The 20,239-nt window shown below is 66.2% G+C and carries 25 protein-coding genes; 2 read left to right on the forward strand and 23 right to left on the reverse strand.

Going from position 1 to position 20,239, the window contains the following annotated elements; genetic code table 11:
• Positions 1-17: 17 nt before the first annotated feature.
• The 20 genes from HDC31_RS10545 to HDC31_RS10640 form a co-directional block, all read right to left on the reverse strand.
• Positions 18-563 (reverse strand): hypothetical protein, encoded by a 546-nt coding sequence (locus HDC31_RS10545; RefSeq protein WP_179516058.1) that lies wholly within the window; start codon positions 561-563, stop codon positions 18-20.
• A 668-nt stretch (positions 564-1,231) separates the two neighbouring features.
• On the reverse strand, positions 1,232-1,642 hold the full coding sequence (locus HDC31_RS10550; protein WP_179516059.1) for a hypothetical protein: 411 nt from the start codon (positions 1,640-1,642) through the stop codon (positions 1,232-1,234).
• Complete coding sequence (locus HDC31_RS10555) at positions 1,639-2,259, reverse strand: Asp23/Gls24 family envelope stress response protein (RefSeq protein ID WP_179516060.1); 621 nt, start codon at positions 2,257-2,259, stop codon at positions 1,639-1,641. The genes HDC31_RS10550 and HDC31_RS10555 overlap by 4 nt, the downstream gene beginning before the upstream one ends.
• A complete protein-coding gene (locus tag HDC31_RS10560) occupies positions 2,256-2,822 on the reverse strand; it encodes an RNA polymerase sigma factor (RefSeq protein ID WP_179516061.1) in 567 nt (188 codons plus the stop codon). The genes HDC31_RS10555 and HDC31_RS10560 overlap by 4 nt, the downstream gene beginning before the upstream one ends.
• A gap of 122 nt (positions 2,823-2,944) precedes the next feature.
• Positions 2,945-3,211, reverse strand: a complete 267-nt coding sequence (locus tag HDC31_RS10565; protein ID WP_055346123.1) for a GlsB/YeaQ/YmgE family stress response membrane protein — start codon at positions 3,209-3,211, stop codon at positions 2,945-2,947.
• 67 nt (positions 3,212-3,278) lie between these two features.
• On the reverse strand, positions 3,279-3,452 hold the full coding sequence (locus HDC31_RS10570) for a CsbD family protein (RefSeq protein WP_179516062.1): 174 nt from the start codon (positions 3,450-3,452) through the stop codon (positions 3,279-3,281).
• Between the two features lie 81 nt (positions 3,453-3,533).
• Positions 3,534-3,749 carry a hypothetical protein gene (locus tag HDC31_RS10575; protein WP_179516063.1) on the reverse strand — a complete coding sequence of 72 codons (216 nt, stop codon included), beginning with the start codon at positions 3,747-3,749 and terminating at the stop codon, positions 3,534-3,536.
• A 37-nt stretch (positions 3,750-3,786) separates the two neighbouring features.
• Positions 3,787-4,404, reverse strand: coding sequence for a hypothetical protein (locus tag HDC31_RS10580; protein WP_179516064.1), 618 nt, complete (start codon positions 4,402-4,404; stop codon positions 3,787-3,789).
• Positions 4,401-4,982: a DUF2065 domain-containing protein gene (locus tag HDC31_RS10585; RefSeq protein ID WP_179516065.1), complete on the reverse strand. Its 582-nt coding sequence runs from the start codon at positions 4,980-4,982 to the stop codon at positions 4,401-4,403. Before HDC31_RS10585 ends, HDC31_RS10580 begins: the two co-directional genes overlap by 4 nt.
• A complete protein-coding gene (locus HDC31_RS10590) occupies positions 4,983-5,372 on the reverse strand; it encodes an NTP pyrophosphohydrolase (protein WP_179516066.1) in 390 nt (129 codons plus the stop codon).
• Positions 5,369-5,560, reverse strand: a complete 192-nt coding sequence (locus HDC31_RS10595) for a DUF2273 domain-containing protein (protein ID WP_055346117.1) — start codon at positions 5,558-5,560, stop codon at positions 5,369-5,371. Before HDC31_RS10595 ends, HDC31_RS10590 begins: the two co-directional genes overlap by 4 nt.
• Positions 5,557-6,069 (reverse strand): Asp23/Gls24 family envelope stress response protein, encoded by a 513-nt coding sequence (locus tag HDC31_RS10600; protein ID WP_374939218.1) that lies wholly within the window; start codon positions 6,067-6,069, stop codon positions 5,557-5,559. Before HDC31_RS10600 ends, HDC31_RS10595 begins: the two co-directional genes overlap by 4 nt.
• A gap of 228 nt (positions 6,070-6,297) precedes the next feature.
• Positions 6,298-6,444 carry a hypothetical protein gene (locus HDC31_RS10605; RefSeq protein ID WP_179516067.1) on the reverse strand — a complete coding sequence of 49 codons (147 nt, stop codon included), beginning with the start codon at positions 6,442-6,444 and terminating at the stop codon, positions 6,298-6,300.
• A gap of 86 nt (positions 6,445-6,530) precedes the next feature.
• On the reverse strand, positions 6,531-7,640 hold the full coding sequence (locus tag HDC31_RS10610; protein ID WP_179516068.1) for an acyl-CoA desaturase: 1,110 nt from the start codon (positions 7,638-7,640) through the stop codon (positions 6,531-6,533).
• Positions 7,641-8,141: 501 nt separating this feature from the next.
• The gene (locus tag HDC31_RS10615) at positions 8,142-10,076 is read right to left on the reverse strand and encodes a recombinase family protein (RefSeq protein WP_257022022.1); all 1,935 of its coding nucleotides are present in this window, start codon (positions 10,074-10,076) and stop codon (positions 8,142-8,144) included.
• 184 nt (positions 10,077-10,260) lie between these two features.
• Positions 10,261-10,503, reverse strand: a complete 243-nt coding sequence (locus tag HDC31_RS10620) for a hypothetical protein (protein WP_058859027.1) — start codon at positions 10,501-10,503, stop codon at positions 10,261-10,263.
• Positions 10,503-11,138: a hypothetical protein gene (locus tag HDC31_RS10625; protein ID WP_058859026.1), complete on the reverse strand. Its 636-nt coding sequence runs from the start codon at positions 11,136-11,138 to the stop codon at positions 10,503-10,505. The genes HDC31_RS10620 and HDC31_RS10625 overlap by 1 nt, the downstream gene beginning before the upstream one ends.
• A gap of 19 nt (positions 11,139-11,157) precedes the next feature.
• Entirely contained in the window at positions 11,158-11,604 is a 447-nt protein-coding gene (locus tag HDC31_RS10630) for a single-stranded DNA-binding protein (RefSeq protein WP_058859025.1), read from the reverse strand.
• An 88-nt stretch (positions 11,605-11,692) separates the two neighbouring features.
• The gene (locus HDC31_RS10635) at positions 11,693-13,480 is read right to left on the reverse strand and encodes a type IV secretory system conjugative DNA transfer family protein (RefSeq protein ID WP_067162132.1); all 1,788 of its coding nucleotides are present in this window, start codon (positions 13,478-13,480) and stop codon (positions 11,693-11,695) included.
• Entirely contained in the window at positions 13,477-14,049 is a 573-nt protein-coding gene (locus tag HDC31_RS10640) for a hypothetical protein (protein ID WP_231902676.1), read from the reverse strand. The genes HDC31_RS10635 and HDC31_RS10640 overlap by 4 nt, the downstream gene beginning before the upstream one ends.
• A gap of 110 nt (positions 14,050-14,159) precedes the next feature.
• Here HDC31_RS10640 and HDC31_RS10645 point away from each other — a divergent pair, with 110 nt between their 5' ends.
• Complete coding sequence (locus HDC31_RS10645; protein ID WP_197464291.1) at positions 14,160-14,522, forward strand: metalloregulator ArsR/SmtB family transcription factor; 363 nt, start codon at positions 14,160-14,162, stop codon at positions 14,520-14,522.
• A gap of 45 nt (positions 14,523-14,567) precedes the next feature.
• Positions 14,568-15,821: an MFS transporter gene (locus HDC31_RS10650; protein ID WP_058859023.1), complete on the forward strand. Its 1,254-nt coding sequence runs from the start codon at positions 14,568-14,570 to the stop codon at positions 15,819-15,821.
• 81 nt (positions 15,822-15,902) lie between these two features.
• On the opposite strand, the gene HDC31_RS10655 is transcribed toward HDC31_RS10650, so the two are convergent.
• From HDC31_RS10655 to HDC31_RS10665, 3 genes are all read right to left on the reverse strand, one after another.
• Positions 15,903-17,414: an ATP-binding protein gene (locus HDC31_RS10655; RefSeq protein WP_067162134.1), complete on the reverse strand. Its 1,512-nt coding sequence runs from the start codon at positions 17,412-17,414 to the stop codon at positions 15,903-15,905.
• Positions 17,411-18,646 carry a hypothetical protein gene (locus HDC31_RS20570; RefSeq protein ID WP_374939219.1) on the reverse strand — a complete coding sequence of 412 codons (1,236 nt, stop codon included), beginning with the start codon at positions 18,644-18,646 and terminating at the stop codon, positions 17,411-17,413. The genes HDC31_RS10655 and HDC31_RS20570 overlap by 4 nt, the downstream gene beginning before the upstream one ends.
• Before the next feature lie 119 nt (positions 18,647-18,765).
• Complete coding sequence (locus HDC31_RS10665) at positions 18,766-20,238, reverse strand: SCO6880 family protein (protein ID WP_067162136.1); 1,473 nt, start codon at positions 20,236-20,238, stop codon at positions 18,766-18,768.
• Between the last annotated feature and the right edge of the window lies 1 nt (position 20,239).

Below are 20,239 nucleotides of genomic sequence, written 5' to 3' on the forward strand. Positions count from 1 at the left end.
TCCTGCGGGCTTGGGCGTCAGGAACGTCCGTGACCGCCCTCATCGGTCCAGTCATCGATCTGAGCGCGATCCGACCGGACACGGTTCGCCTCCGCTCCCGCCGAATCCTGACCAGCTGGGGACGGGGCGAAAGTAACGGATTCCGCGAGAGCGGTGACCGCCGCAGTGCGCGCGTTCTCGCTCACAGCCGCGTTCTGGAACACGACCGCCGCCGCGTCCTGTCGATCCCGGACCCCTGCGCTGATGTCGGCCAGGCGATCTGCGAGGGCACTTGCGAGTCCGTCGCGCAATTCCTCGAGGTTCGTGTTCGCGATCTCGAGACGACGGTCCGAGATCGTCACCTCCACGGTCGGGTAGCCAGCCTGCGCGAGAAAGTCACGGGTCTCGCTCCCCAGAATCTCGATCACTTCGTCCCGTTCGGGGCGTCGCGTGAACACGGCCTCCACCGTGTACCGATCCGGAGCCTCATCGGTCATCAGGGCAGCAGGCAACGAACCCACCAGCACCGATCCCAGGCCCAGCGTCGCGGCGTCCACGCCGCTCGTTCGTGTCTGTGTATCCATGATCTGACGATACGCCCCAAACATGTACGCCTCACAGCTTCGTCAATTCTGCCAATGGGGCGGACGGGCAGGCCACGCGCAAGACTATTCGTCTAGGTCAAAGCGCCTTGCGGCGCTCGAGTCCAGCGCGACCGTACGAGCCCAGTGCGGCGGACATCACAGCGTCGCGGGCGTCTCTTCGCAGTCCGCCAAAGCTGAACGCCTCGCATACGGGCGAGCTACGGTGAAAACATGAATGCAAATGAGAACGCCCCCGAGAAGGAACCGGATCATCGAAGAATCGCGCGGAAGCGAGCGGAACGATGGGAACGCGCGATACAGGACTCCGGGCACGCATACGCGCCCACCGAAGAGACCACGCGCCGCCGGAACTCCGAGATCATCCGCGATCAACAGGACAACGACCGCACCGAGGAACTGAGGCAAGAGGGAGGAGGCGACTCCATTGACACTACTCGTCGGTAGTGCTGACTCTTGCGGTGAACGCAGGAAAGGTTTTGCTGCCCCGCGTATCTCATCCGCCTCCGCGCGAGGACTATGATGTGAGTCCGGCGCTGCCGGAGGTGCTATCGACAGGCTCGACGAGCGCCTCAGCAGGCTCAGCGCAGGCGCGTCATAATGGGGCCTGCTGCGGAGTGCGTTGGTTCGCGCCGGGCTGAGCGGCGGCTTCAGTCTTGAGGCGAGATTTCAGTCGGCATCACTAGGCTCGCCGTCGACGTTCGTCGGGACGCGAGGTCTCCGGGGCCATCGTCGATGTGGACGACAGTGAGGCGGATCTCCACAGGGGCACAGCCACGACCGGTACACAGCGCGGCAATCGCTGCGTGTACTCGGCGACTGGTTTCAGCAGCTCCCGCGGCGGCGAGCACGCCTATCGCGGCCTCTGCTCGCGGGCCGTCCGGCGTATGCTCCCAGCGGACAAGCGGTGCTTCATTCGGCTGAGCTCCGAGGAGCTGAGCGCCGGCATCGACCACTTTCGAGATGATGCCGCCAGTGCGGAAGATCGAAGCCACACCGGGAACGGCCCTGATCGCAGTCTCGATGTCCTCGGCCATTGCCTGATCCGTCGGCTCGGTCATCGGTTTCCTTCTGTCCGGTTCTGAAGCTGCTGGATATCGTGCACGGTGATGTCGATGCCGGTCACGTTCAGCGTGGTGTGTGTCATCACACGTGCACTGATCTCACTGCGGAGGCGTTCTGCAAGATCCGGGATCGGTTCGCCGTAGGGCACGCTGACATCGACGCGGACCCGCACCGGTTCGCCCGGCACCGTGACATCTCCGTCGAATCGGCATTTGCCGATAACGACGCCGGGCACGGTGTGCTCCGCCGCGCGGATCACGCCCCGGACGGCACCCTCGGTGATGCCCAAGTCGGCTTCGAGCGCGGGCGCAGGCAGTGGGATGCGCCGTCCGGCGCGCGCGTCCAGAGTGATGCCGGCGAGGATGCTCTGCACCCAGGTGTCGTCGGGCCCCGGTTCCGCCGAAGTGTCGGCTGCAAGGAGCTCGGGGGTAAGCTCTCGAAGACGGGTCAGGGCATCCAGTGCGATGCGGCAACCGGGCGAGCCTTCGATCGAAGCATCCACAGGGGTGCGCCCGGCATCGAGGTAGTCAGAGAGCTCTTCAATGGTGTGCCCGTCCAGATCCTCGAACTCGGTCACGCGGCCCCGCGGATCAGGGGTATCGTATTCGTTCATCGCCACTGCTCCATTCGAACAATGATGTCTTTTCGTGCACGGGCGAGCAATCCCCGAACCGTCGATATCGGGAGGTCCAGTTCTTGGGCGATCTCCTCGTAGCTGTAGTCGCCCAGCTCTCGCAGCACCCAGCATTCACGCTGGGAGTCGGGAAGCTGGTTGATCGCGTCGCTCAACGCCGCGATCCCTGCGCGAGCTTCTACTTGCCGCTGCGGGGCCATCCGATCCTGGGCCGGTAGCTCCATCTCGCTCAGATCGGAGTGGGGTCGGGCGGATCGGATGCGGTCGATCGCTTTGCGACCGGTGATCCGCATCAGCCAGTTCCTCACACGCCCGGGATCATCCAACTTCGGGAGCTGGTCCCAGGCGGTGATGAACGCGTCTTGGACGACGTCGTCGACATCCGCGCTGCCCGGAAGGATCCGCCGCGTGTAGGCACGCATCATCGGCGTGTACCTGCGAACAAGCGCCGCGAATGCTGCCGTGTCTCCGTCTGCGGCTCGTCCGGCGATGATCCGGTCATCTGCCGACTCCAACGGGTTGCGGCAAGGCTCACTGCTCATCCTTCATCCCCCTGACACCAAGGGCACCTCTCCTTCGAGGGCCAACGGGCGGTGCGACGACCGCCCGTTGACCCTCATCCTTACCCGTATCCGTCAGTTCGTCCATGGCTTGTGAGGTTGGGTCACTTCTTCGCGCGGCGACCGGTGATCAGGCCATAGATGAGCAACACCAGGATCGATCCGCCGATCGCGAGCAGCCAGGTCGACAGGTTGAAGAAGCCCTGCAGGTTGACGTTGAAGATGAGGCCGCCGAGCCAGCCCCCGAGCATCGCCCCGACAACACCGAGCAGCAGGGTGACGAACCAGCCGCCACCCTGTTTTCCGGGGAGAATGAGCTTGGCGATCGCGCCGGCGATCAGCCCGAGAATGAGAAAACTGAAGAAGCCCATGAGAGCAGTCCTTTCGAATGAGAGAAACGGGGTAACCGGGGCGGGCGAGCCCGCCCCGGAGGCGTGGTTACTTCTTGAACACGTCCTTAATGTCCTCGACCTTGTCCCTGATGACTCCCTTCGCCTGGTCCGCTTTGCCTTCGGCGACGAGCTTGTCATTGTCGGTCGCTTTGCCGACGGTCTCCTTCACCTGACCGGTGACCTTGTCGGCTGCGGCCTTCATCTTGTCTCCAGCACTCATCGTGTGAATTCCTTTCATTCTCTGGAACGCTCCCGGGTCTGGGAGCGAGGTTCTGGGACAGCGCCTTGCGGCTCTTGTGCCTTAGCTGCCGAGAAAGTTCTTGCGCGCCTTCTCGAGCGACTTCTTGGCGTTCTTCGCCATGCGCTTGCGTGACTTCTTCGCCTCCGGGTTTGTCCAGAGCCGTTCGAACTGGTGCCGCAAGTCCTCGTAGTTCTTCCCGCGCGCCTTTGCCGACTCCACGCCGACCAGATAGGCGGCGACGGCGATCACCGCAAGTATCAGGATGTTCTTACGCATCGCGTTCTTCCTTTCGTTAAGCCCCGCAACGCGAGGGTCAGTTCACTCGGGATTGGTCAGCCGCGAGCCGCGAGCGAATCCCGGAATGGATCGTCACGAGCGTCGAGATCTCTCGACCCAGTAGGGTCGCAAGGCGATCGACGAGTCCTGTCACCGTCTCGGCGACCTCGACAGGTGACACGTTCTGCCTCGGCATCACACTCACATGGAGGACGTCAGCGCCCCACAGTCTGCGCGCGTTCACTTTCGAGGAGAGGATCTCGTCATGCGACGCGAGCGATTGGGTGATCGCGTCGGCCGCGAAGCCGCCCCGGATCGTGACCGATCCCTGCACCTCGCCTTCCGCCTCCTCACGGATCACCACGCTGCTTCGCCCGCCACCCAGTCGGGCGATGACGAGCACCGTGATGACCACGAGCAGCACCAGCAGGGTGAGGAACGCCAGAGTGAACCAGCTCACCGTAGTCGCCTCCGAAATACGAGACGCGTTATCTGCGCTGAGCATCCAGTCCACCCCGGTCGATAGCCAGCTCTTCCAGAGGTCGCCGGCAACGGGCCACAGTATGGGCATCACCGTGGCGCTGCCGACGCAGATCAGAAAGATGCCAGCGATCAAGAGGATCACTCGGTTCACGCCTCGGTTCGTGGCATTCATGACTTCTCCTCCCCATCTGCAGCACGCAGGACTCTTGCCCTCACCCTGACACGGGGCGACAACTGATAGCCGACCAGTTCCGACTCGGCGACAGCGCGTGCATGACGCCTATCGACGGCTTGTCCGGGCTCTGGCCTGACGGTGATATCCGCACTGCGGTGACCGACACCTACGACGACAGCGCCTTTGGCGAGATCCAGTTCACGCCGCACCCGCTCAGCGACCGACGACGCGATCACTCCGTTGTCTACGATCACCGCATACGAGGAGGATCCGAGTTGATGCTTCGGTCTCCGGCCTGGGCCGAGGGCGAGCCAGACGAGAACCAGCCCGGCCACCAGCGCGATGAGTCCTCCTGCAATGATCAGGCTCGGAGGTTGGTCTGGCAGATCCTGCAGCCAGGTCAGCGCTGCCCCTGGTGCGACCAGCAACGGGCCGATGCCGAGGAGACGTAAGACGATCTCGATTCCCACGTAGATCGCGGCCAATGCGACGAGAACAAGGAGAATCACGGTGGCGACGGTGCGCGGAGAGTGCGTCTCTCGGCGCACGACACGTTTTAGCACGGCATTCGTCATCTACCTCACCCGACTTCGCTTCGGGATGACCGCTCCCGTAACAGTGAACGACACACGGCGGATGTCCCGTCCTGTCAAACGCGCGAACTCTTCAGCGAGTTCGGCCTGAAGCGCACGAACCCGCTCGAGGACCGGCACCGCAGCCTCGATCGCTTCGATATCGCTGAGATCGGGGACGGGCAGTTTCGCCGCGATTCGCACGGAAAGACCTCCGCCCCATTCAGCCGCCTCGACGCTCACGTCGTCTCGAGACACACCGATCGCGACCGCTGACGCTTCCCGAACAACCTTGTCGATGACGCGTTCATGCACCCGAACGCTCCCAGGCGCCGACGAAACAACATCAGGTGTGCTCGCAATGCTCGGGGATGCAACGGTCAGCACGCTCATGACGAGGTTCGCCTCCCCGTGAATGCGCTAGCGAGCGCGCGGAGGTCCAGCTGACCCGACAACACTCGCCCGGTCAAAGCACCGATCACCATGAGCAGCACGACCAGCAGAAATCCCCAGAACCCGAAGATCAGCGCAGCGAAAGCCAGCACTGCGCCGACCAGCGCCCCGGTCAGCGTCGCACTCATGAGACGCGCGACTCGGTGTCGTCGTCAGCGTCGTCGATCGGCAGGTGCACATCATTCACGTCGATATTGACCTCGACAACCTGCAAACCGACCAGACGAGTGATCGCCGCGGTCACCGCACTGCGCACGTTATCGGCGACCTCCTGGATCGGCGCCGGATAGTCGACCACGATCGTAATATCCGCGGCAGCCTGCGTCTCGCCGACCTCGACCTTCACGCCCTGCGTGAGATCCGTCGCGTTCACCGCGTCACGGATAGCACCGAATGCACGCGCCCCTCCGCCGCCAAGCGCATGCACCCCCGAAACCTCACGGGCAGCGATGCCCGCGACCTTCGCGACCACGCCCTCGGCGATCGTCGTCCGTCCCGCCGAAGCACTCTCCTCCATCGGAAGACGCGGTACCGCAGGCGCACGATCCACTCGCGACGAGCCCGCAGCCCCTACGCTTCGCGGCACCGATGCGCCGCCCTCAGAAGCAACAGTCTTGTTCATCTCATCCGTAGCCATCAGAACTACCTCCACAATCCAGCAGCACGACCGCTGGCCGCACCATCCAACGAGCGAAGAACAACGCTCTACACATAAGACGGCACCCGACCGCCGAACGTCACAAAATCTTTGTGACGGGCCGGAAACTTGTCGACAGCGAGCCCGATGATTCGAGAACCCATTCTGTGGCTGATGAAGGTCGAACGTCCCGTCTGCTTCTCCCCGCGGAGTCAGATGGAAAGATCTTCACACCTTCGTTTGCCTGTCCGGATGCGAAGGGTCCTCGGCCTCGCGGTTCAGATCCGACACATTCACCGCCTCGATACGGTCGCTCACTTGCAGCGCCGTCTTGCTGTTCTTGATCTCGTGCGAGCTCAGCTTGTCGACGGACAACGGTGGCTGGAGACGGGGCGTATGCGTGTCCAGACTCGCGTACTTCGCGCTCCCACCGCTCGATCCACTCGCCACGGGTTGGATAGTCACACTCGGCGATACCGGGCATTGATGGGACACTCGAACGGATCACGAGCCGAGAGACCGACACGGTTCAGGTAGTCAATGACGATCGCGTAAGAACGACCCAGTGATGTCTCGGTGTACGGGACGCCCAGTTCCCGGCAGTGTTCGCGGACGATACGCCGCGCGCGCGAAAGAAACGGGCGGGACATGCTCGGGAACAGGTGATGTTCGACCTGGTAGTTGAGGCCGCCCATGAGCGAAGTCGCCCACCACCCACCCCGAATGTTCCGCGAGGTACGCACCTGCTTCGTGAAGAAGTCGAGCTTCGCGTCGTGAGCGATCACCGGCATCCCTTTGTGATTGGGGGCGAAAGAGGCTCCCATATACACGCCGAAGACCGCGACTTGAATCCCCAGGAACGCGAAAGCCATACCTATAGGAAGCAAGAGGAAGAGCGGGGTGATCAGGAGGGCGAACCGCGCGGCGATGATGGCAAGCTCGATCCAGCGCCCTTTTACCGGTTCCCTGCTCAGAAGGTGGCGGAGGCTGTGGAAGTGGAGGTTCAGCCCCTCTAATGTGAGCAGAGGGAAGAAGAACCAGCCTTGTCGCTTCGTGATAGCGTGCCGCAATCCTCTCGCCTGGACCGCGTCTTCTTCGAGGAACGAGATGGTATCGACCTGGATATCGGGATCCTTGCCCACTCGGTTCGGGTTGGAGTGGTGGCGGCTATGCTTGGAGTCCCACCAGGAGTAGCTCATTCCGATGGCCCCGGCGAGGACGCGCGCAAGACGATCGTTTGCCGGACCGAGGGAGAGGATCTGCCGGTGCGCCGCTTCGTGGGCGAGAAACGCGATCTGCGTGAAGACGATACCCAGAGCTCCCGCGATGAGGAGCTGGAACCAGCTCTCTCCCAGCAGAACGAATCCGGCTATCGTGCCGCCGAGAGCGACCACGAGAACCAGTCCGACCAGAACGTAGAACCAGGGCGCCCGACGCAGGAGACCCGCATCCCTCACCTGCTGCGAGACCCGCGTATAAGCCTTCGCTATCGGCGGAAAGTCCCCGGCACGGGCGCGAGTCGCGCGTACGGGGCCGAGACCGTTGAGTTCTTGTATCTTGGTTACCGACATGGGCGGTACCTGCTTCCATCACGAGCACTTCTGAGGCGAGGCCCTTGTGGAGCTACGGCATTTGCCGATCGCTACTCTGACGATAGTTCGCCAACCCGGTGTTCCCCTGTACGCCGCCGCGAATCACGATGTCGAAGTCCGTTCCTGCCATAGGTGAAGGCATGCACCGGGATCGTCGCCGAGGGCTGGGTGGAGAACACGTTGGACTATTGCCAGACGCACAGACCTTGACCAGATGGTTGTCTTCCGTGTTCAGCCACAATCGTTACTGGCCGGTGCGGGTCTCGTCTCAGCCTCCGAACTGGACCAGGCTCAGTATCGTCTGAGCCGCGAAAAGTGCTAACGAAAGTGCTAAGCACTCTGTATTTCGGAGTATCGCCGTGGAGTTATCCACATGCCACACGTCGTAGATCGTTGATTTCATGCAGCAGAACGGCCTACCGAGATTCGCGGCGCGAGGGGGTCGAGGTCAGTTCAACTCCCGCGTCGCCGTCGGGTTCATCACCGCGTCTTCGCCCACACCGTGCCCCGGTGCACCCCGAACTGACGAGCCACGGCCTTCACGCTGATGCCCTGTGCGCGGGCTGTTCGCATAGCGTCCACTTCCTCGTCGGTCAGGCGTGTTCGAGGTCGTTTCTTTGGTTCCGCCGACACGCCGATCAACGGGTCGTCGGCCTCGCCGTCGGACTCTGCATCCGCGCAAACCCCTTGATTCCACGCGGAAACCAGGCTCTCGACCCGAGGTCGCCTGTTCCCGCAACGCTCCATTGCTTCCACCCCGCGCACAAGGCTCGAACCCTTGCCAATGGAATCGTTGGCTGGGGTTCGGGCCTTGTCGCCGTTCTGGGTCCAGTTGAGTGCGTTGGCGTTGACCTCGGGGTCAAGGAGCATCTCGAAGGGCCGGTTGTTCTCGACGCGGAGTTCGTTGTCTTCGTCGATGTAGACCTTGGTGAAGAAGGCTTGGTTGCACAGGCGCCGGTTGGCGTCGTCGCACCGTTGGTAGATGTCGGCGCAGTTGGCCAGGAGTCCGAGGGCGTCGTCGAGGTGGGCGCGGGCGTCGGCGTAGTCGCCGTGGTGGGCGTCGATACGCCGGTTGAGGCGGTCGAGTTCGCCGAGGATGCGGTCTTGTTCTCGTTTGAGGACGGGCAGCGGGATGGCGTCGGCGTAGTGGGCTTGCATGAGCCGGTCTTGTTCGTGTTCGAGCCGGTCTCGGTGAGTGGTGAGGCGTTCGAGTTCGTCGGTCTCGGCGGCCATGAGTCGGTCGAACTCGTGGTGGAGCATCCCGGAGAGGGCGTCGCGCTGGGCGGGGCTGATCTGTACGCGGGTGTAGTAGTCCTCGATCAGCTTCTCGACGTCTTCGATCAGGATCGCTCCGCGGGTGCAGTCGGTGCGTTTGGAGTGCCGGCCGGAGCACACGAAGTAGCAGTAGACGTTGCCGTGTCGGTTCTTGGCGTTGGAGACGATCAGCCGGGACCCGCATTGTCCGCAGTGGATGGTGCCTTTGAGGTAGTGGTCGTGGACCTGGGTGGCTTCGGCGGCGGTCTTGTGAGCGGTGAGCACGGACTGGACCTGGTACCAGACCTCGGGTGGGACGAGGGCACGGTGGGTGCCCTTGTAGCGGGTGCCGCGGTAGACGACATCGCCCTTGTAGTAGGGGTTGGTCAGCAGGCGATGTACCGAGGAGACCGCCAGCGGCTTCGATGGCCGCTTCGGGGTGGGCAGGCTGACCAGTCCGCGGGAAGTGAGTTCGTCGTGGAGCTGGCTGACGGTCCAGTTCCCCGAGGCGTAGGCCTTGAACGCCCACTCGATCAGGGGCGCTCGCTCGGGGTCGAGTTCGACGGTGCGGACCTCGCGGCCTTGGTCGTCGCGGGTGCGGACGTTGAGGTAGCCGATGGGGGCCTTGCCGAGGGTGCCACCGCTGATGGCCTTCTGGGTCATGCCCTTGGTGACCTCGGTGGCGAGGTTGCGGGAGTAGAACTCCGCGATGGTGGACATGATGCCGTGCAGCAGCATCCCGCTCGGGGTCTCGTCGATGTTCTCCGTGGCCGAGACGAGCATGACCCCGGCCTGTTGGAGGGCGAGGTGGATGGTCACGTCGTCGGCGCGGTTGCGGGCGAGCCGGTCGACCTTGTGGACGATGCAGTAGGCGACCTTGTTGGTCTTGACGTACTGGATCATCCGCATCAGGTCGGGCCGGTCGGCGGACTTGGCCGAGGCTCCGGCGTCGACGAACTCCTCCACGATCGCCGCGCCGAGCTGGTCGGCTTTGCGGCGCACCGCGTCGCGTTGCGCGGGGATGGAGAAGCCTTCGTCGGTGCCGCCCTTGGAAGCCTGTTCACGGGTGGAGACCCGCAGGTAGGAGATCGCGACAGCGGTGCTGATGGGCGGGTCGATCAGGCTGGCGGCTGGATCGGTAGCAGTCGTAGTGGTGGTCATCGGGTCCTTGCCTCTCACGCGATTCGACCCTCGCGCCCCAGACGCCTGGGAGGAGATGTTGATCGTGAGAGCAGCCATCGGTGTGGCTGTAGGACGAGACCCGACCGGGTCACGGTGCGTGTTGCCCACCCGTGCGGGTGAGGTTTGGGACCACAACACCCCGCGTACGCGAGGCTTGCTGGTGTCATTCTACCAACGGGCCTGCGACACTCGCCGCTGAGCGGAGGGCTGCGGCTGGGTCGCGGTAGGTCTCCGGTGGTTCGGCGGCGCGGCGGTCGGCGCGGCTGCGGCCGGTCTCCTGCAAGGTCAGCCGGATCAGCACCTCGGCGAGCTTGTGCAGGTCGGCTTGGTCCCGGTGCACGGCCCGGACGGAGAAGGAGCGGTCTTCGTAGCGGCGCCGGTCGGTCTTCTTCACGTAGCCGCCCATCAGTCCCGCACCTGCCCGGTGGTCGGGTAAACATCGAGGTCGAGGTCGTCGTCGAGGCTGGCGAAGAACTCGTCCTCGGCCTCCTGGCGTCTGCGGACCTGGGCTTGGACGAACTCCACGAACTCGGCGTCGCGGTCGGCGATCACCACATCCTCCACCGGCGGTCCGGGTTCTTCGCCGGGCCAGGTGGTCTGCCGGGTGGGCCGGTCACGATCGATCCGGGTGCCCGAGGCGGCCACCCAGTCCCGGAGGCGGGCGCGGGTGTCGGCGAAGTCGCGGTGCCAGCCGATCGCCGCGGAGGCGTTCTGCTCGGGGTCGTAGGCGCCCAGCCAGTGCAGGTGCAGCGCGGAGAGTTCCCAGACCAGTTCGGGGTGGTGGTGCCAGAACGGCGGCAGCACGCTGGCGGGAAGTCCGTAGGTGTGGCGCAACCAGTCCACCCATCGGTTCAGCGCGAGCCATTCGGTTTCCAGGTCATGCGCGGACAGCAGGTTCCAGTTCACCGGGTGCGGCGTCTCGGGCACATCGGCGTCGCTGACGCGCGGCGGACCGTCGAACACATCCGGCTCATCCAACTCCGGCCCCTCACCGTTGGTTGGGTCGGCGCCGGGTGGATCGGCCTCGGGGGTGTCAGTCATGATGCTCGGCTCCCGGCGTTCACAGGCCGATGGCCGTGGATTGCGGTGCCTGGGCGGGCCGGGACGGTGGCTCGAACGCGGCCGCGTCCCGCTCCGCTGCTGCGCGGCGTGGGGTGCGGTCGACCTCGTAGCGGGTGCGGGCGGTGTCGTGACCGATCTTCTTGGCCACGAACTCCTCGCTCTCGACCGCCTGGCCGTCGCGTTCGTAGTTGACCTCGCGGGTGTAGCCCTCGGCGATGAAGTTGTCGCCCTTGGCGAACCGGTCATGCGCGTGCTCGGCCGACCGGCCGAACATCACCATGTGGTGATAGGTCGTCTCGGTCTGGGTGAAAGACCCATCGTCCTCGCGACGGAAGTGCTCCTTGCCGACCCGGGCGTAGAACCGAGGATCACCCTTCGAGGTCTGGCTGAGCTGGGGGTCTGAGGCGATGAACCCCGAGAACGATTCCTGGGTGCGGATAGCCATTTGACTCTCCTCCTGACACTCACGCGACCCCGCCGATCGGAGCCGCTGATGTCAGGCAGGTGCACAGGCCGCACCACGCCCGCCCCGGTTACGAGCCGGGTCCACGCAGCAGTGCCTCGACCTCTGCCCGGTCGGCCGTCAACTCGGCCGCGTCAGGACGAGAGGGCCAGGGTCGTAGGTCGGTGACGATCGGCGGGGCACTGCGTAGGAGCGTGACGCCGGTGCCGAACGGGAGCGTCCTGATCCGGTCTGGCGGCAGGATCGGGACTCGGCGGACCGAGCGTTGGTTGGATCGGCTGCCGTGGTCACCCAGGGTCACCGAGTCGGTGTACTCGTCACGTTCGCCGATGAGGGTGGAGAGGTCTTGGAGGTCGCGGGAGTTGGAGGCACCACCGAGAATCACCTTGACAATGGAGGCGTCCCAGATCGCCCCGGCGGCATTGTCGGACCACTTCTCCCGCGCCTGAGCGAGCGACTGCAACACGGCCAGCGTCGTGATGCCGGTGCCACCGCCCTCGGCCATCAGCGTCGGGAGGCTCGGCAATGGGGCGAGGTTGCCGATCTCATCGAGTGCCAGCAGCAGTGGTGGGTCGAGACGGGCGCCGGGTGAGCGGGCCGCGATCCGGCGCGCGGTTTCGATGAGGTCTTCCACGAACGCCGCCACCAGAGCGGCGGATGCGCCGGCCCCCGCCCCGGTGGCCAGCAGATAGAGGGTGCCGCGGGCTTGGATGAAGGTCTCGGGGTCGAAGTCCTCACCCGGCCCCGGCGACACCGCGTCGAGCACCCGCGGGTCAGCCAGGGCACCGAGGGCCAGCGCCACGCCCTGCCAGATGGAGTCGCGGGTCTTGGGGTCCGAATCGATCATCGCCCCAAGCGAGTCCGCCCACCCCGTCGCCGCCTGGGTGCTGTTGGTGAGGATGGCGACGGCTTCGGCGGCGGCCGTGGGGTCGAGGGTCCAGCGGAACAACTCTGAGGGTGGCCGTCCGTCGAGGGCGGCGGCGTGCAGCAAGGCTTGGAGGGCGGTGCGGGTCTTGCCTTCCCAGAACCCGCCGGACTCCACCCCGCCCGCAGACAGGCCGGTGGCGGAGGCGAGGCCGGTGGCGCGGATCATCGCCGTGAGTGGGTCGTGGCAGCCGCGAATCGGTGACCAGCGCATCCCGGCAGGGATGCCTTCGGCCAGGTGCTGGGGGTCGAACACCGCCACCGGCCGTCCCTCGCGTTGGCGGGCGCGGAGGGTCGCGGTGAGGTTGTCCGGACGCGTGGAGGTGGTGACGACGGCTCCGGGTGCGTCGAGGATGGCGTTGATGACCACATGCAGGCCTTTGCCGGAGCGGGGTGGACCGATGAGCAGGATCGAGTCCTCCACCGAGGCCCACACCTGCTTCCCTCGTGAACGGCCCAGCAGGTATCCCACATCGGAGGGCGTCGGCTCATCGAGTGACGGGCGCAGTGTCGTGGCTCGGCGTAGCAATGCCTTCGAAGAGGCGGTCTGGGTGACCTCATGTGCCGTGGCCGTGCCGGCCAGGCGTCGCGGGTCGGTCTCGACCCTGCGCGAGTGGCGACGCAGCCTCACCCACACCCACCCACCAGCCGTCACGAGGCCACCGAGCAAGATCGCGGTGACGATCCAGTAGGCGACCGGGCTCAGCCCTTCGGCATCGAGCGCGGTGGCGGGGTCGGTGGGGTTGAACAGCACCCCGAGCCCGGATGCAGGTCCGGCGGCGGGTTGGGGTGTGCCGGTCAGGAACGCCGCCACACTGCCGGCGGCGCGCAGGACGAGTGCGACACCGAACGCGCCGATCAGGGCGATGATGGCGGCGTTGGTCAGCTCGTCGCCCAGGCTCCCGGTCTGCCGGCCCGGCGCCGGCCCGGTCATGGCAGCCGCCGCACCCGGACCGTGCCCGAGACCCGGCCCAGCAGCACGACCTCTCCGACGCCATCGTCGAGCAGCCCAGCGAGGCGACTGGCATCGAGCAGGGCGCGGGCGTGACCGGTGCCGGCGGCGTCCGTGTGCGCGACAATCAGGGCGACGGCGATGTCCTCACCGGGCACAAACCCCTCACCAGTGACCTCCACCAGCTCCGGTGCCGGCTTCGCCTTGGTGTGCTTGCTGCGCGGTTGACTCGGCTCGGTCTCTGCGGGTCGTGGCGGTGTGGGTTTGCGGACGTGGATGAGGTCGGTGAACACGGTCCCGTCGCTCTCGCGGACCTCGATCCGCACCGCGACCGTGCGGTCCTCGGTGATGGCGTCCAGCAGGGCGCCGAAGGTGCCCCGCGTCCACGCCTGCCCCTCAGCCGGTGGCGGGAAGGCGGCACCATCGATGGTGACATCCAGGGCACCGGTCTCGGCGGCGGTGATGATCACGTGCGGCAACACCACCGGCGGCCCATCGGGCGGCGTGTTGCGGCGGCTACGGCGAGAAGGAAGATCGGCGTTGGAACCCATACCGGCCAGGTGCACCAGTACGCCCGCAGAGAGGACCGGGAACCGTCTGCGGTCAGGGCGCAACACACTTCACCGGTGCTCGGCCTTCACAGGAGTGTTAGTATATGCGTATGAACGCAGATAAGCAGTTATGCGGGATGGACCCGGCATCGGAATACGTCGACCTGGCTGCGGAGGTGCTGGGCATCCTGTCCGATCCGACTCGGATCAGGATCGTGCTCGCACTGCGGCGCGCCGAAGAACTGCCGGTCAAGGCACTGGCAGAGATCGTCGACAAGAAACCTCCCGGGGTCTCCCAGCATCTCGCCCGGCTGCGGATGGCGCGGATGGTCACAACGAGGCAGGAGGGCACAAGCGTGCTCTACAAGCTCACTGACGAACACGCCCTCGCTGTCGTCGTCGAGGCGATCAAGCAGGCAGAGCACGCAATCGCCAACGGGCAGACACCACCGCACCACCACACACCTCAGTAGCGCCTGCCGCCCCCCTTTTGTTCTCGATCTGATCGGCCCGACCTCATGCTCACCGTCCTTAGGAATCCGACCTACGCGAAGCTGTTCACCGCGCAGGCCATCGCACTGCTGGGTACCGGACTGCTCACGGTCGCACTCGGCCTGCTCGCCTTCGACATCGCTGGCGGAAATGCCGGGATCGTCATGGGCGTCGCGATGAGCATCAAGATGGTCGCCTACGTCGCCGTCGCTCCGGTGACCACCGCCCTACTCGCACGTCTGCCCCGCAAGCCGGTACTCATCGGCGCCGATCTGATCCGCGCTGGAGTCGCCGTCTCGTTGCCGTTTGTGACCGAGGAGTGGCAGATCTACCTTCTGATCTTCCTGCTCCAGTCCGCCTCGGCGACCTTCACCCCCACATTCCAAGCCGTCATCCCCTCGGTCTTGCCTGACGAGAACGACTACACCCGGGCATTGTCACTGTCACGGCTGGCCTACGACCTCGAATCGCTGCTGAGCCCGACGCTCGCCGCCGCCTTGCTGACCGTGATCAGCTACCACAACCTCTTTGTCGGCACTGTGATCGGATTCCTCATCTCCGCAGCGCTCGTCATCGCTTCTCGTTTTCCGCGAATCGAGACGCCGCCACCGACACCGTTCCTCAACCGCCTTACCCGCGGCGCACAGGCCTTCTGGGTCGATAGAGAGCTGCGCGGGCTGATGGGCCTGAACCTCGTCGTCGCGACCACCACCGCTATGGTCATCGTCAACTCCACCGTGCTCGTTCTCGGCGAGCTAGGGCGACCTCAATCAGACGCCGCTCTCTTACTCGCTGCCTACGGAGGCGGCTCGATGGTCGTCGCTCTCCTCATGCCGAAACTGTTGGAGACACTGCCAGACAGACCGGTCATGCTCACCGGAGGGATCGCGCTCCCCACTTTGCTCCTCGCCACGGCCGGGAGTATCGCCTGGATGGAGGGCCCATCCCAGTGGATCGCGCTGCTGGCCATCTGGGCGCTGCTGGGATCTGCGACCTCCACGATCCTCACCCCATCGGCCAGGCTCCTGCGTCGAGGCAGCACTGAGCAGACCCGACCCGCCGTCTTCGCCGCCCAGTTCTCCCTCTCCCACGCCTGTTTCCTCATCACCTACCCTCTCGCCGGTGTTCTCGGTGCCACGATCGGTCTCGACGCCATCGCGCTTGTGCTCGTCGCAATCGGTATCCTCGGTGCGCTCTTCACCGCTCTCACCTGGCGTAGAGTTCCGCGCCCGTCGACGCCGTCTAACCACAGCGGCCGTCGGCAGCCTGCGGCCCAATGATGAGGGCGCATGTTCCACGAGCACGCACCCTCACAACCCTGAAAAGCGGCCCCCCATCCGCAGGTTCCCACGAATCAGGCTTCAGGATTTCTGAACCTGTGAGGCGGTGTAGCGCTGGTCGGTCCGGAAGAGTTCCAGCTCGGCCGGGTGCAACTGGTGCTGAGTCACGAAGCTCCTGGCCTTGATCCGCCACAGCCCCTGACCCACGCCCAGCGACGGGAGGAGTTTCTGTTCGGTGCCGGTGAGTCCGAGCGCGGTTGCGGTGGGGCCGAGCTGGTCGGATTCCTGCCGGTACACGATCCTGGTTTCTGCGTTCGCCAACAGGGAGTTGGCGAGGGAGCGCATGGCTGAGCCGACGTCGCCGACGTTGTCCAGGTCGGAGAGCTTGTGGAAGATCAGCATGTTCGCGATCCCGTAATGCCTGGCCAGCCGCCAGTGCGCATCCATCCGCTTCAACAGGGCGGGGTGGGACATGAGTCGCCATGCCTCGTCGTAGATGACCCATCGCTGCCCGCCGTTGGGGTCGAGCAGGGCCGACTCCATCCACGCCGACGAGCACGTCATCAGCACCGAGATGAGCGTGCTGTTCTCGGTGACCCGCGACAGGTCGAGGCTGATCATCGGCAGTGACGGGTCGAACGCCACCGTCGAGGGACCGTCGAAGAGGCCTTGAAGGTCACCGGCGACCAGGCGGCGCAGGGCGTGGCCGACGAGACGACCGTCCTCGGCCAGCCGGCCGTCGGCGTCCGTCTCTGAGCTGCTCGGGGTGAGGATGTGGTCGACAACCGTGGGCAGGATCGGCACGTCGTTCTCCCGCACCGTGGTAGTGAGGGCAAGGTCGATGGCGGTGTGCTCCAACGGCGTCAACCCTCGCGCCAGGACGGTCTCGGCCAGAGCGCCGATCAGGTCCCGACGCCGCGAAGCCACGGTCGTCTTCCACTGCTCATCGGTCAGCCCACCGGGACGGTGGCCTTCGTCGAGGGGGTTGAGGCGAGTGTTCAGCCCGTGGCCGAGGACGATCGCGCGTCCGCCGACCGCGTTCGCGACGGCGGTGTGTTCGCCTTTGGGGTCGCCGGGGACGTAGACGCGGCGCCCGAACGGCAGGGACCGGGTGTAGAGGGACTTGGCGAGGGAGGACTTTCCGGAGCCGACGATCCCCGCGAGCACCACGTTGGGTGCGGTAATGATGCCGCGGGCGTAGAGCACCCAGGGGTCGTAGACGAAGCTGCCGCCGGAGTAGAGGTCTTGGCCGACGAACACCCCGTCGGAGCCGAGTCCGCCTTCGGCGACGAACGGATACGCCCCGGCGAGGGTCGCTGAGGTGTCCTGGTGGCGCGGGAGGCGGAACCGGCCCGGTGTGCGTAGCGCGGCAGGGCCGGGTTCACCGGCGGCGGGCAGGTAGGTGGTGGCGCGGCGTTCGGCGCGCTCAATCTCGGCCTTCGCGCGGGCGGCGGTCTTCTCGGCGGCGTGCTGTTCGGCTTGGAGCCTCGCCGCGGCCTTCCGGCGCTGCTTACGCAGCCGGCGGCGCTCTTTGGCGGGGGCGACGAGAACCGAGGTGTGCAGCCGCTCCCGCTCGCCTCCCTCGCCGCTCACAGTGACAGCCCTCGCCCGGACTGGCCGGCGGTGCCAGCAGGGTGGGCGTACCAGTCGCGGTCCGCGCCGAGGGCAGCGCGCCGGGCAACCGACGCATCCCGATCCGGTGCGGGCGCGTGGTGTGACTGCTCGTTGACGACCGCCGAGGGCGGCTGCTCGGCCTCGTGCAGTGCGGGGTCGGGTGGGGTGTCGAACTCCCGGTACAGCCCCACATGCCCGAGCGCGTGGTTGTAGGTCAGCGCGTACCCGCCGTCCTGGACGGTTCGGTCGGTGCTGCCGGTGGGTGGCTGGTCGTCGTAGACGTACCCGTTCTCCAAGGCCGCCTGGGTGGTCTCCTCGCCATAGTCGTACCCGCTCAGATGCGCGATGGCGGCTTCGGTGCCGTCGCGGTCGATCAGATCGAGTACCGCATCGGCCTCCTCGCCCTGGAGGAAGGCCACGTTGAACCACCGCCGCCCCACCTGCGCGGGTCCGGCGACGCGCTCGGTGGACTCGCGCTCGCTCAGCTCGGCCAGGGCGTCGGTGTTGGTGCGGGCGGCCTCGGACACCCACACCGGGAACAGGCCCTCGTGCTCCGGGCTGCTGCCGGGCTGGTCGAGCGCGTACTGGCGAGCCTCACCCGCCGCGCTCAGAAAGCTCGCGAGGTCACGGAGCGCGCGGTCGGGGTCGACGGGGGCGCCGGCGCCGGCGAACAGGTCCCGGCCCTCCACCGCCTGGCCGGTGGTGGTGTCGGTGATCCGGTAGGCGTAGCGCTGATGCTCACCCACCGGGGCATCGGGCCACACCGCCAACGCGAGCGAACCGGCCCGCACGGTCCTACTGGCGGGGTCGCCGTCGAGCCGTGCGGCCAGGCGTTCCCGCTGGGCGTCTCGGTCGACGACCGGTTCGGAGTGCCAGGCGATCCGCCCGGAGTGCGAGAACGCGGCGTCGAGCCGGCCGTAGGCCTGATCCAGCAGCGTGCCGGCCTGGTGCAGCTCATCGGCCGCTGCCAGCGCGGACGCCGCACCCGCGGCGGCGCTGCCGTCATCGTCGAACGCCCGATCCCGCGCGTCCAGGTGGGTGGTGGCGAGCTGGTCGAGGACTTGGCGCAGCGACCGCACCCCCGCGACGAGGTCACCGAACACTCGGTAGGTATCGGCCGGGTCCTCGAACACGCGGGAGGCGTGGGCCAGGCCGCGCAGCGCCTCGGAGGCTTCGGCCGCATCGGCGAGCGGGTCGTGGAACGTAGGCATCACAGCCTCCAAGACGGTGGGCGAACAGAGAGGGGCGAGCCCGTGGTTCGGGCTCACCCCTCAGGTGCACGCACCACGCCACCGCCATCACTGGGCTGGGGGCCGGCGACTGTGCGCGATCAGACGCGGCGACACAGCGGCAGCGCGGCGGCGGTGAACGCCGCAGCCTGCTGGCCCACCAGGAGCCGGGTCTCACAGGAGGCTTGGATGGCAGCCTGCTCGATCGCCGCGACCCCGGCCTCGAGTTCCTCGACCGTGGGCGCGGACACCGAGATGAGGCCGGTGTAGCGCAGAATGCCGTGGCCGGCGGTCAGGTCGGCTTCCTGCTGGAGCACGTCCTGGTACTCCGCGGTCTGGGCGGCGTCTTCGATCTGCCCGATCTTCGCCCGCTGCGCGGCGTCGGAGATGTGCTCGACCTTCTTCTTGCGAATATCCCTGGCAGCCTGATCGGAGCGCATCGGCGTGCAGATCAGCGAGAACGACCGCTGGATCCCGGTCGACAACAGCACCGGCGACAAGAACCCCGGATACACCAGCGACCGCGGCCACTCGGAGACCCACAGCACGGCGTGATGGGCAGAGTCGGTCCGCAGCCGAGTCCAGGACTCGTTGACCGCGACCGGGCCGGCGGTGGCGAGGGACTGGCCGAGTTCGCCATGACGTTCCAAAGTCGCCGCGATCGCCGGGTCATAGGCCGAGCGGAGGATGACAGCGATCTCACCCGGGCTCAGCCATCCCGACGGGGTGAGGTCAGCGGACCGGAGCGCGGCGACCAGAGTGGACATCTCTTGGCGCAGGACAGCGGCCGCACCCCGGATACCACCACCAGCCGTTCTGATATGCCGTGCCGCGGTTCTCATGTCCAGCGACAGCGACAGGGTGGTGGCGTGGCGTTCGCCGGCGGGTCCGGCGCGGTCGATCAGCTCCGCGTAGGTGGTCGCGGCCCAGGTGTCGTCGTCGGTGCCGTGGGCTTTCCACCATTCGGCCAGCCCGGTGCCCGAGTCCGGCAGCGTCCGTTCGAGAACCTGCAGCGTGGCGATACGTCCGGAGCGGCAGACGGTGGCCAGGACGCGGCCCCAGGAGGTCACGCGCCGTTCCTGCTCGCCGGGATCGAGGAGCACGAACGCCGGATGGGTCACTTCGCAGACCACGGTCAACGTCTGCTGATGGGGGTCATGGATCATCCCCGCCTGCGTCTCGGGGTCGGTGTACTCGCGCAGCCGCGCCTGGTCACCGGGCAGGGCGAGGGTGCCCACAGGGCGGGGTGTGACGACCCGCCGGCGATAGAGGAACTGACCGCCGGTCGAACGCCAGAGCCACCAGAACGCCACCGGCAACCACTCCACCGCCGGACGTCCGGCGATCGGGGCCCACGTCAGCGCGGCGGCGATCACCCAGATGGGTGCGGTGTAGGCGAGCAGGATGCCACCCCCGGCGTAGAGGGCTCCGACGATGGACAGGACGCCGGTGGCGAGGGTGATGAGCTGCGACAGGGACAACCCCAACAACACCCCGCGGCGGGTGAGACGGGAGAACTTCACCGGCACCAACTCCGCCGAGGCCACAGCACTCTCGTTCTGCTTGGTAGGCACG

It is taken from the genome of Microbacterium sp. JAI119 (genome assembly GCF_013410135.1).
Taxonomy (GTDB): Bacteria; Actinomycetota; Actinomycetes; order Actinomycetales; family Microbacteriaceae; genus Microbacterium; species Microbacterium oxydans.

Coding starts and splice junctions, on each gene's coding strand:
- HDC31_RS10615 (WP_257022022.1), bottom strand. CDS start 10,076: ATGACCACCACTACGACTGCTACCGATCCAGCCGCCAGCCTGATCGAC.
- HDC31_RS10645 (WP_197464291.1), top strand. CDS start 14,160: ATGAACGCAGATAAGCAGTTATGCGGGATGGACCCGGCATCGGAATAC.
- HDC31_RS10640 (WP_231902676.1), bottom strand. CDS start 14,049: ATGGGTTCCAACGCCGATCTTCCTTCTCGCCGTAGCCGCCGCAACACG.
- HDC31_RS10585 (WP_179516065.1), bottom strand. CDS start 4,982: ATGACGAATGCCGTGCTAAAACGTGTCGTGCGCCGAGAGACGCACTCT.
- HDC31_RS10570 (WP_179516062.1), bottom strand. CDS start 3,452: ATGAGTGCTGGAGACAAGATGAAGGCCGCAGCCGACAAGGTCACCGGT.
- HDC31_RS10545 (WP_179516058.1), bottom strand. CDS start 563: ATGGATACACAGACACGAACGAGCGGCGTGGACGCCGCGACGCTGGGC.
- HDC31_RS20570 (WP_374939219.1), bottom strand. CDS start 18,646: ATGCCTACGTTCCACGACCCGCTCGCCGATGCGGCCGAAGCCTCCGAG.
- HDC31_RS10620 (WP_058859027.1), bottom strand. CDS start 10,503: ATGGGCGGCTACGTGAAGAAGACCGACCGGCGCCGCTACGAAGACCGC.
- HDC31_RS10565 (WP_055346123.1), bottom strand. CDS start 3,211: ATGGGCTTCTTCAGTTTTCTCATTCTCGGGCTGATCGCCGGCGCGATC.
- HDC31_RS10625 (WP_058859026.1), bottom strand. CDS start 11,138: ATGACTGACACCCCCGAGGCCGATCCACCCGGCGCCGACCCAACCAAC.
- HDC31_RS10610 (WP_179516068.1), bottom strand. CDS start 7,640: ATGTCGGTAACCAAGATACAAGAACTCAACGGTCTCGGCCCCGTACGC.
- HDC31_RS10630 (WP_058859025.1), bottom strand. CDS start 11,604: ATGGCTATCCGCACCCAGGAATCGTTCTCGGGGTTCATCGCCTCAGAC.
- HDC31_RS10595 (WP_055346117.1), bottom strand. CDS start 5,560: ATGAGTGCGACGCTGACCGGGGCGCTGGTCGGCGCAGTGCTGGCTTTC.
- HDC31_RS10590 (WP_179516066.1), bottom strand. CDS start 5,372: ATGAGCGTGCTGACCGTTGCATCCCCGAGCATTGCGAGCACACCTGAT.
- HDC31_RS10600 (WP_374939218.1), bottom strand. CDS start 6,069: ATGGCTACGGATGAGATGAACAAGACTGTTGCTTCTGAGGGCGGCGCA.
- HDC31_RS10560 (WP_179516061.1), bottom strand. CDS start 2,822: ATGAGCAGTGAGCCTTGCCGCAACCCGTTGGAGTCGGCAGATGACCGG.
- HDC31_RS10550 (WP_179516059.1), bottom strand. CDS start 1,642: ATGACCGAGCCGACGGATCAGGCAATGGCCGAGGACATCGAGACTGCG.
- HDC31_RS10580 (WP_179516064.1), bottom strand. CDS start 4,404: ATGAATGCCACGAACCGAGGCGTGAACCGAGTGATCCTCTTGATCGCT.
- HDC31_RS10635 (WP_067162132.1), bottom strand. CDS start 13,480: ATGACCGGGCCGGCGCCGGGCCGGCAGACCGGGAGCCTGGGCGACGAG.
- HDC31_RS10650 (WP_058859023.1), top strand. CDS start 14,568: ATGCTCACCGTCCTTAGGAATCCGACCTACGCGAAGCTGTTCACCGCG.
- HDC31_RS10575 (WP_179516063.1), bottom strand. CDS start 3,749: ATGCGTAAGAACATCCTGATACTTGCGGTGATCGCCGTCGCCGCCTAT.
- HDC31_RS10555 (WP_179516060.1), bottom strand. CDS start 2,259: ATGAACGAATACGATACCCCTGATCCGCGGGGCCGCGTGACCGAGTTC.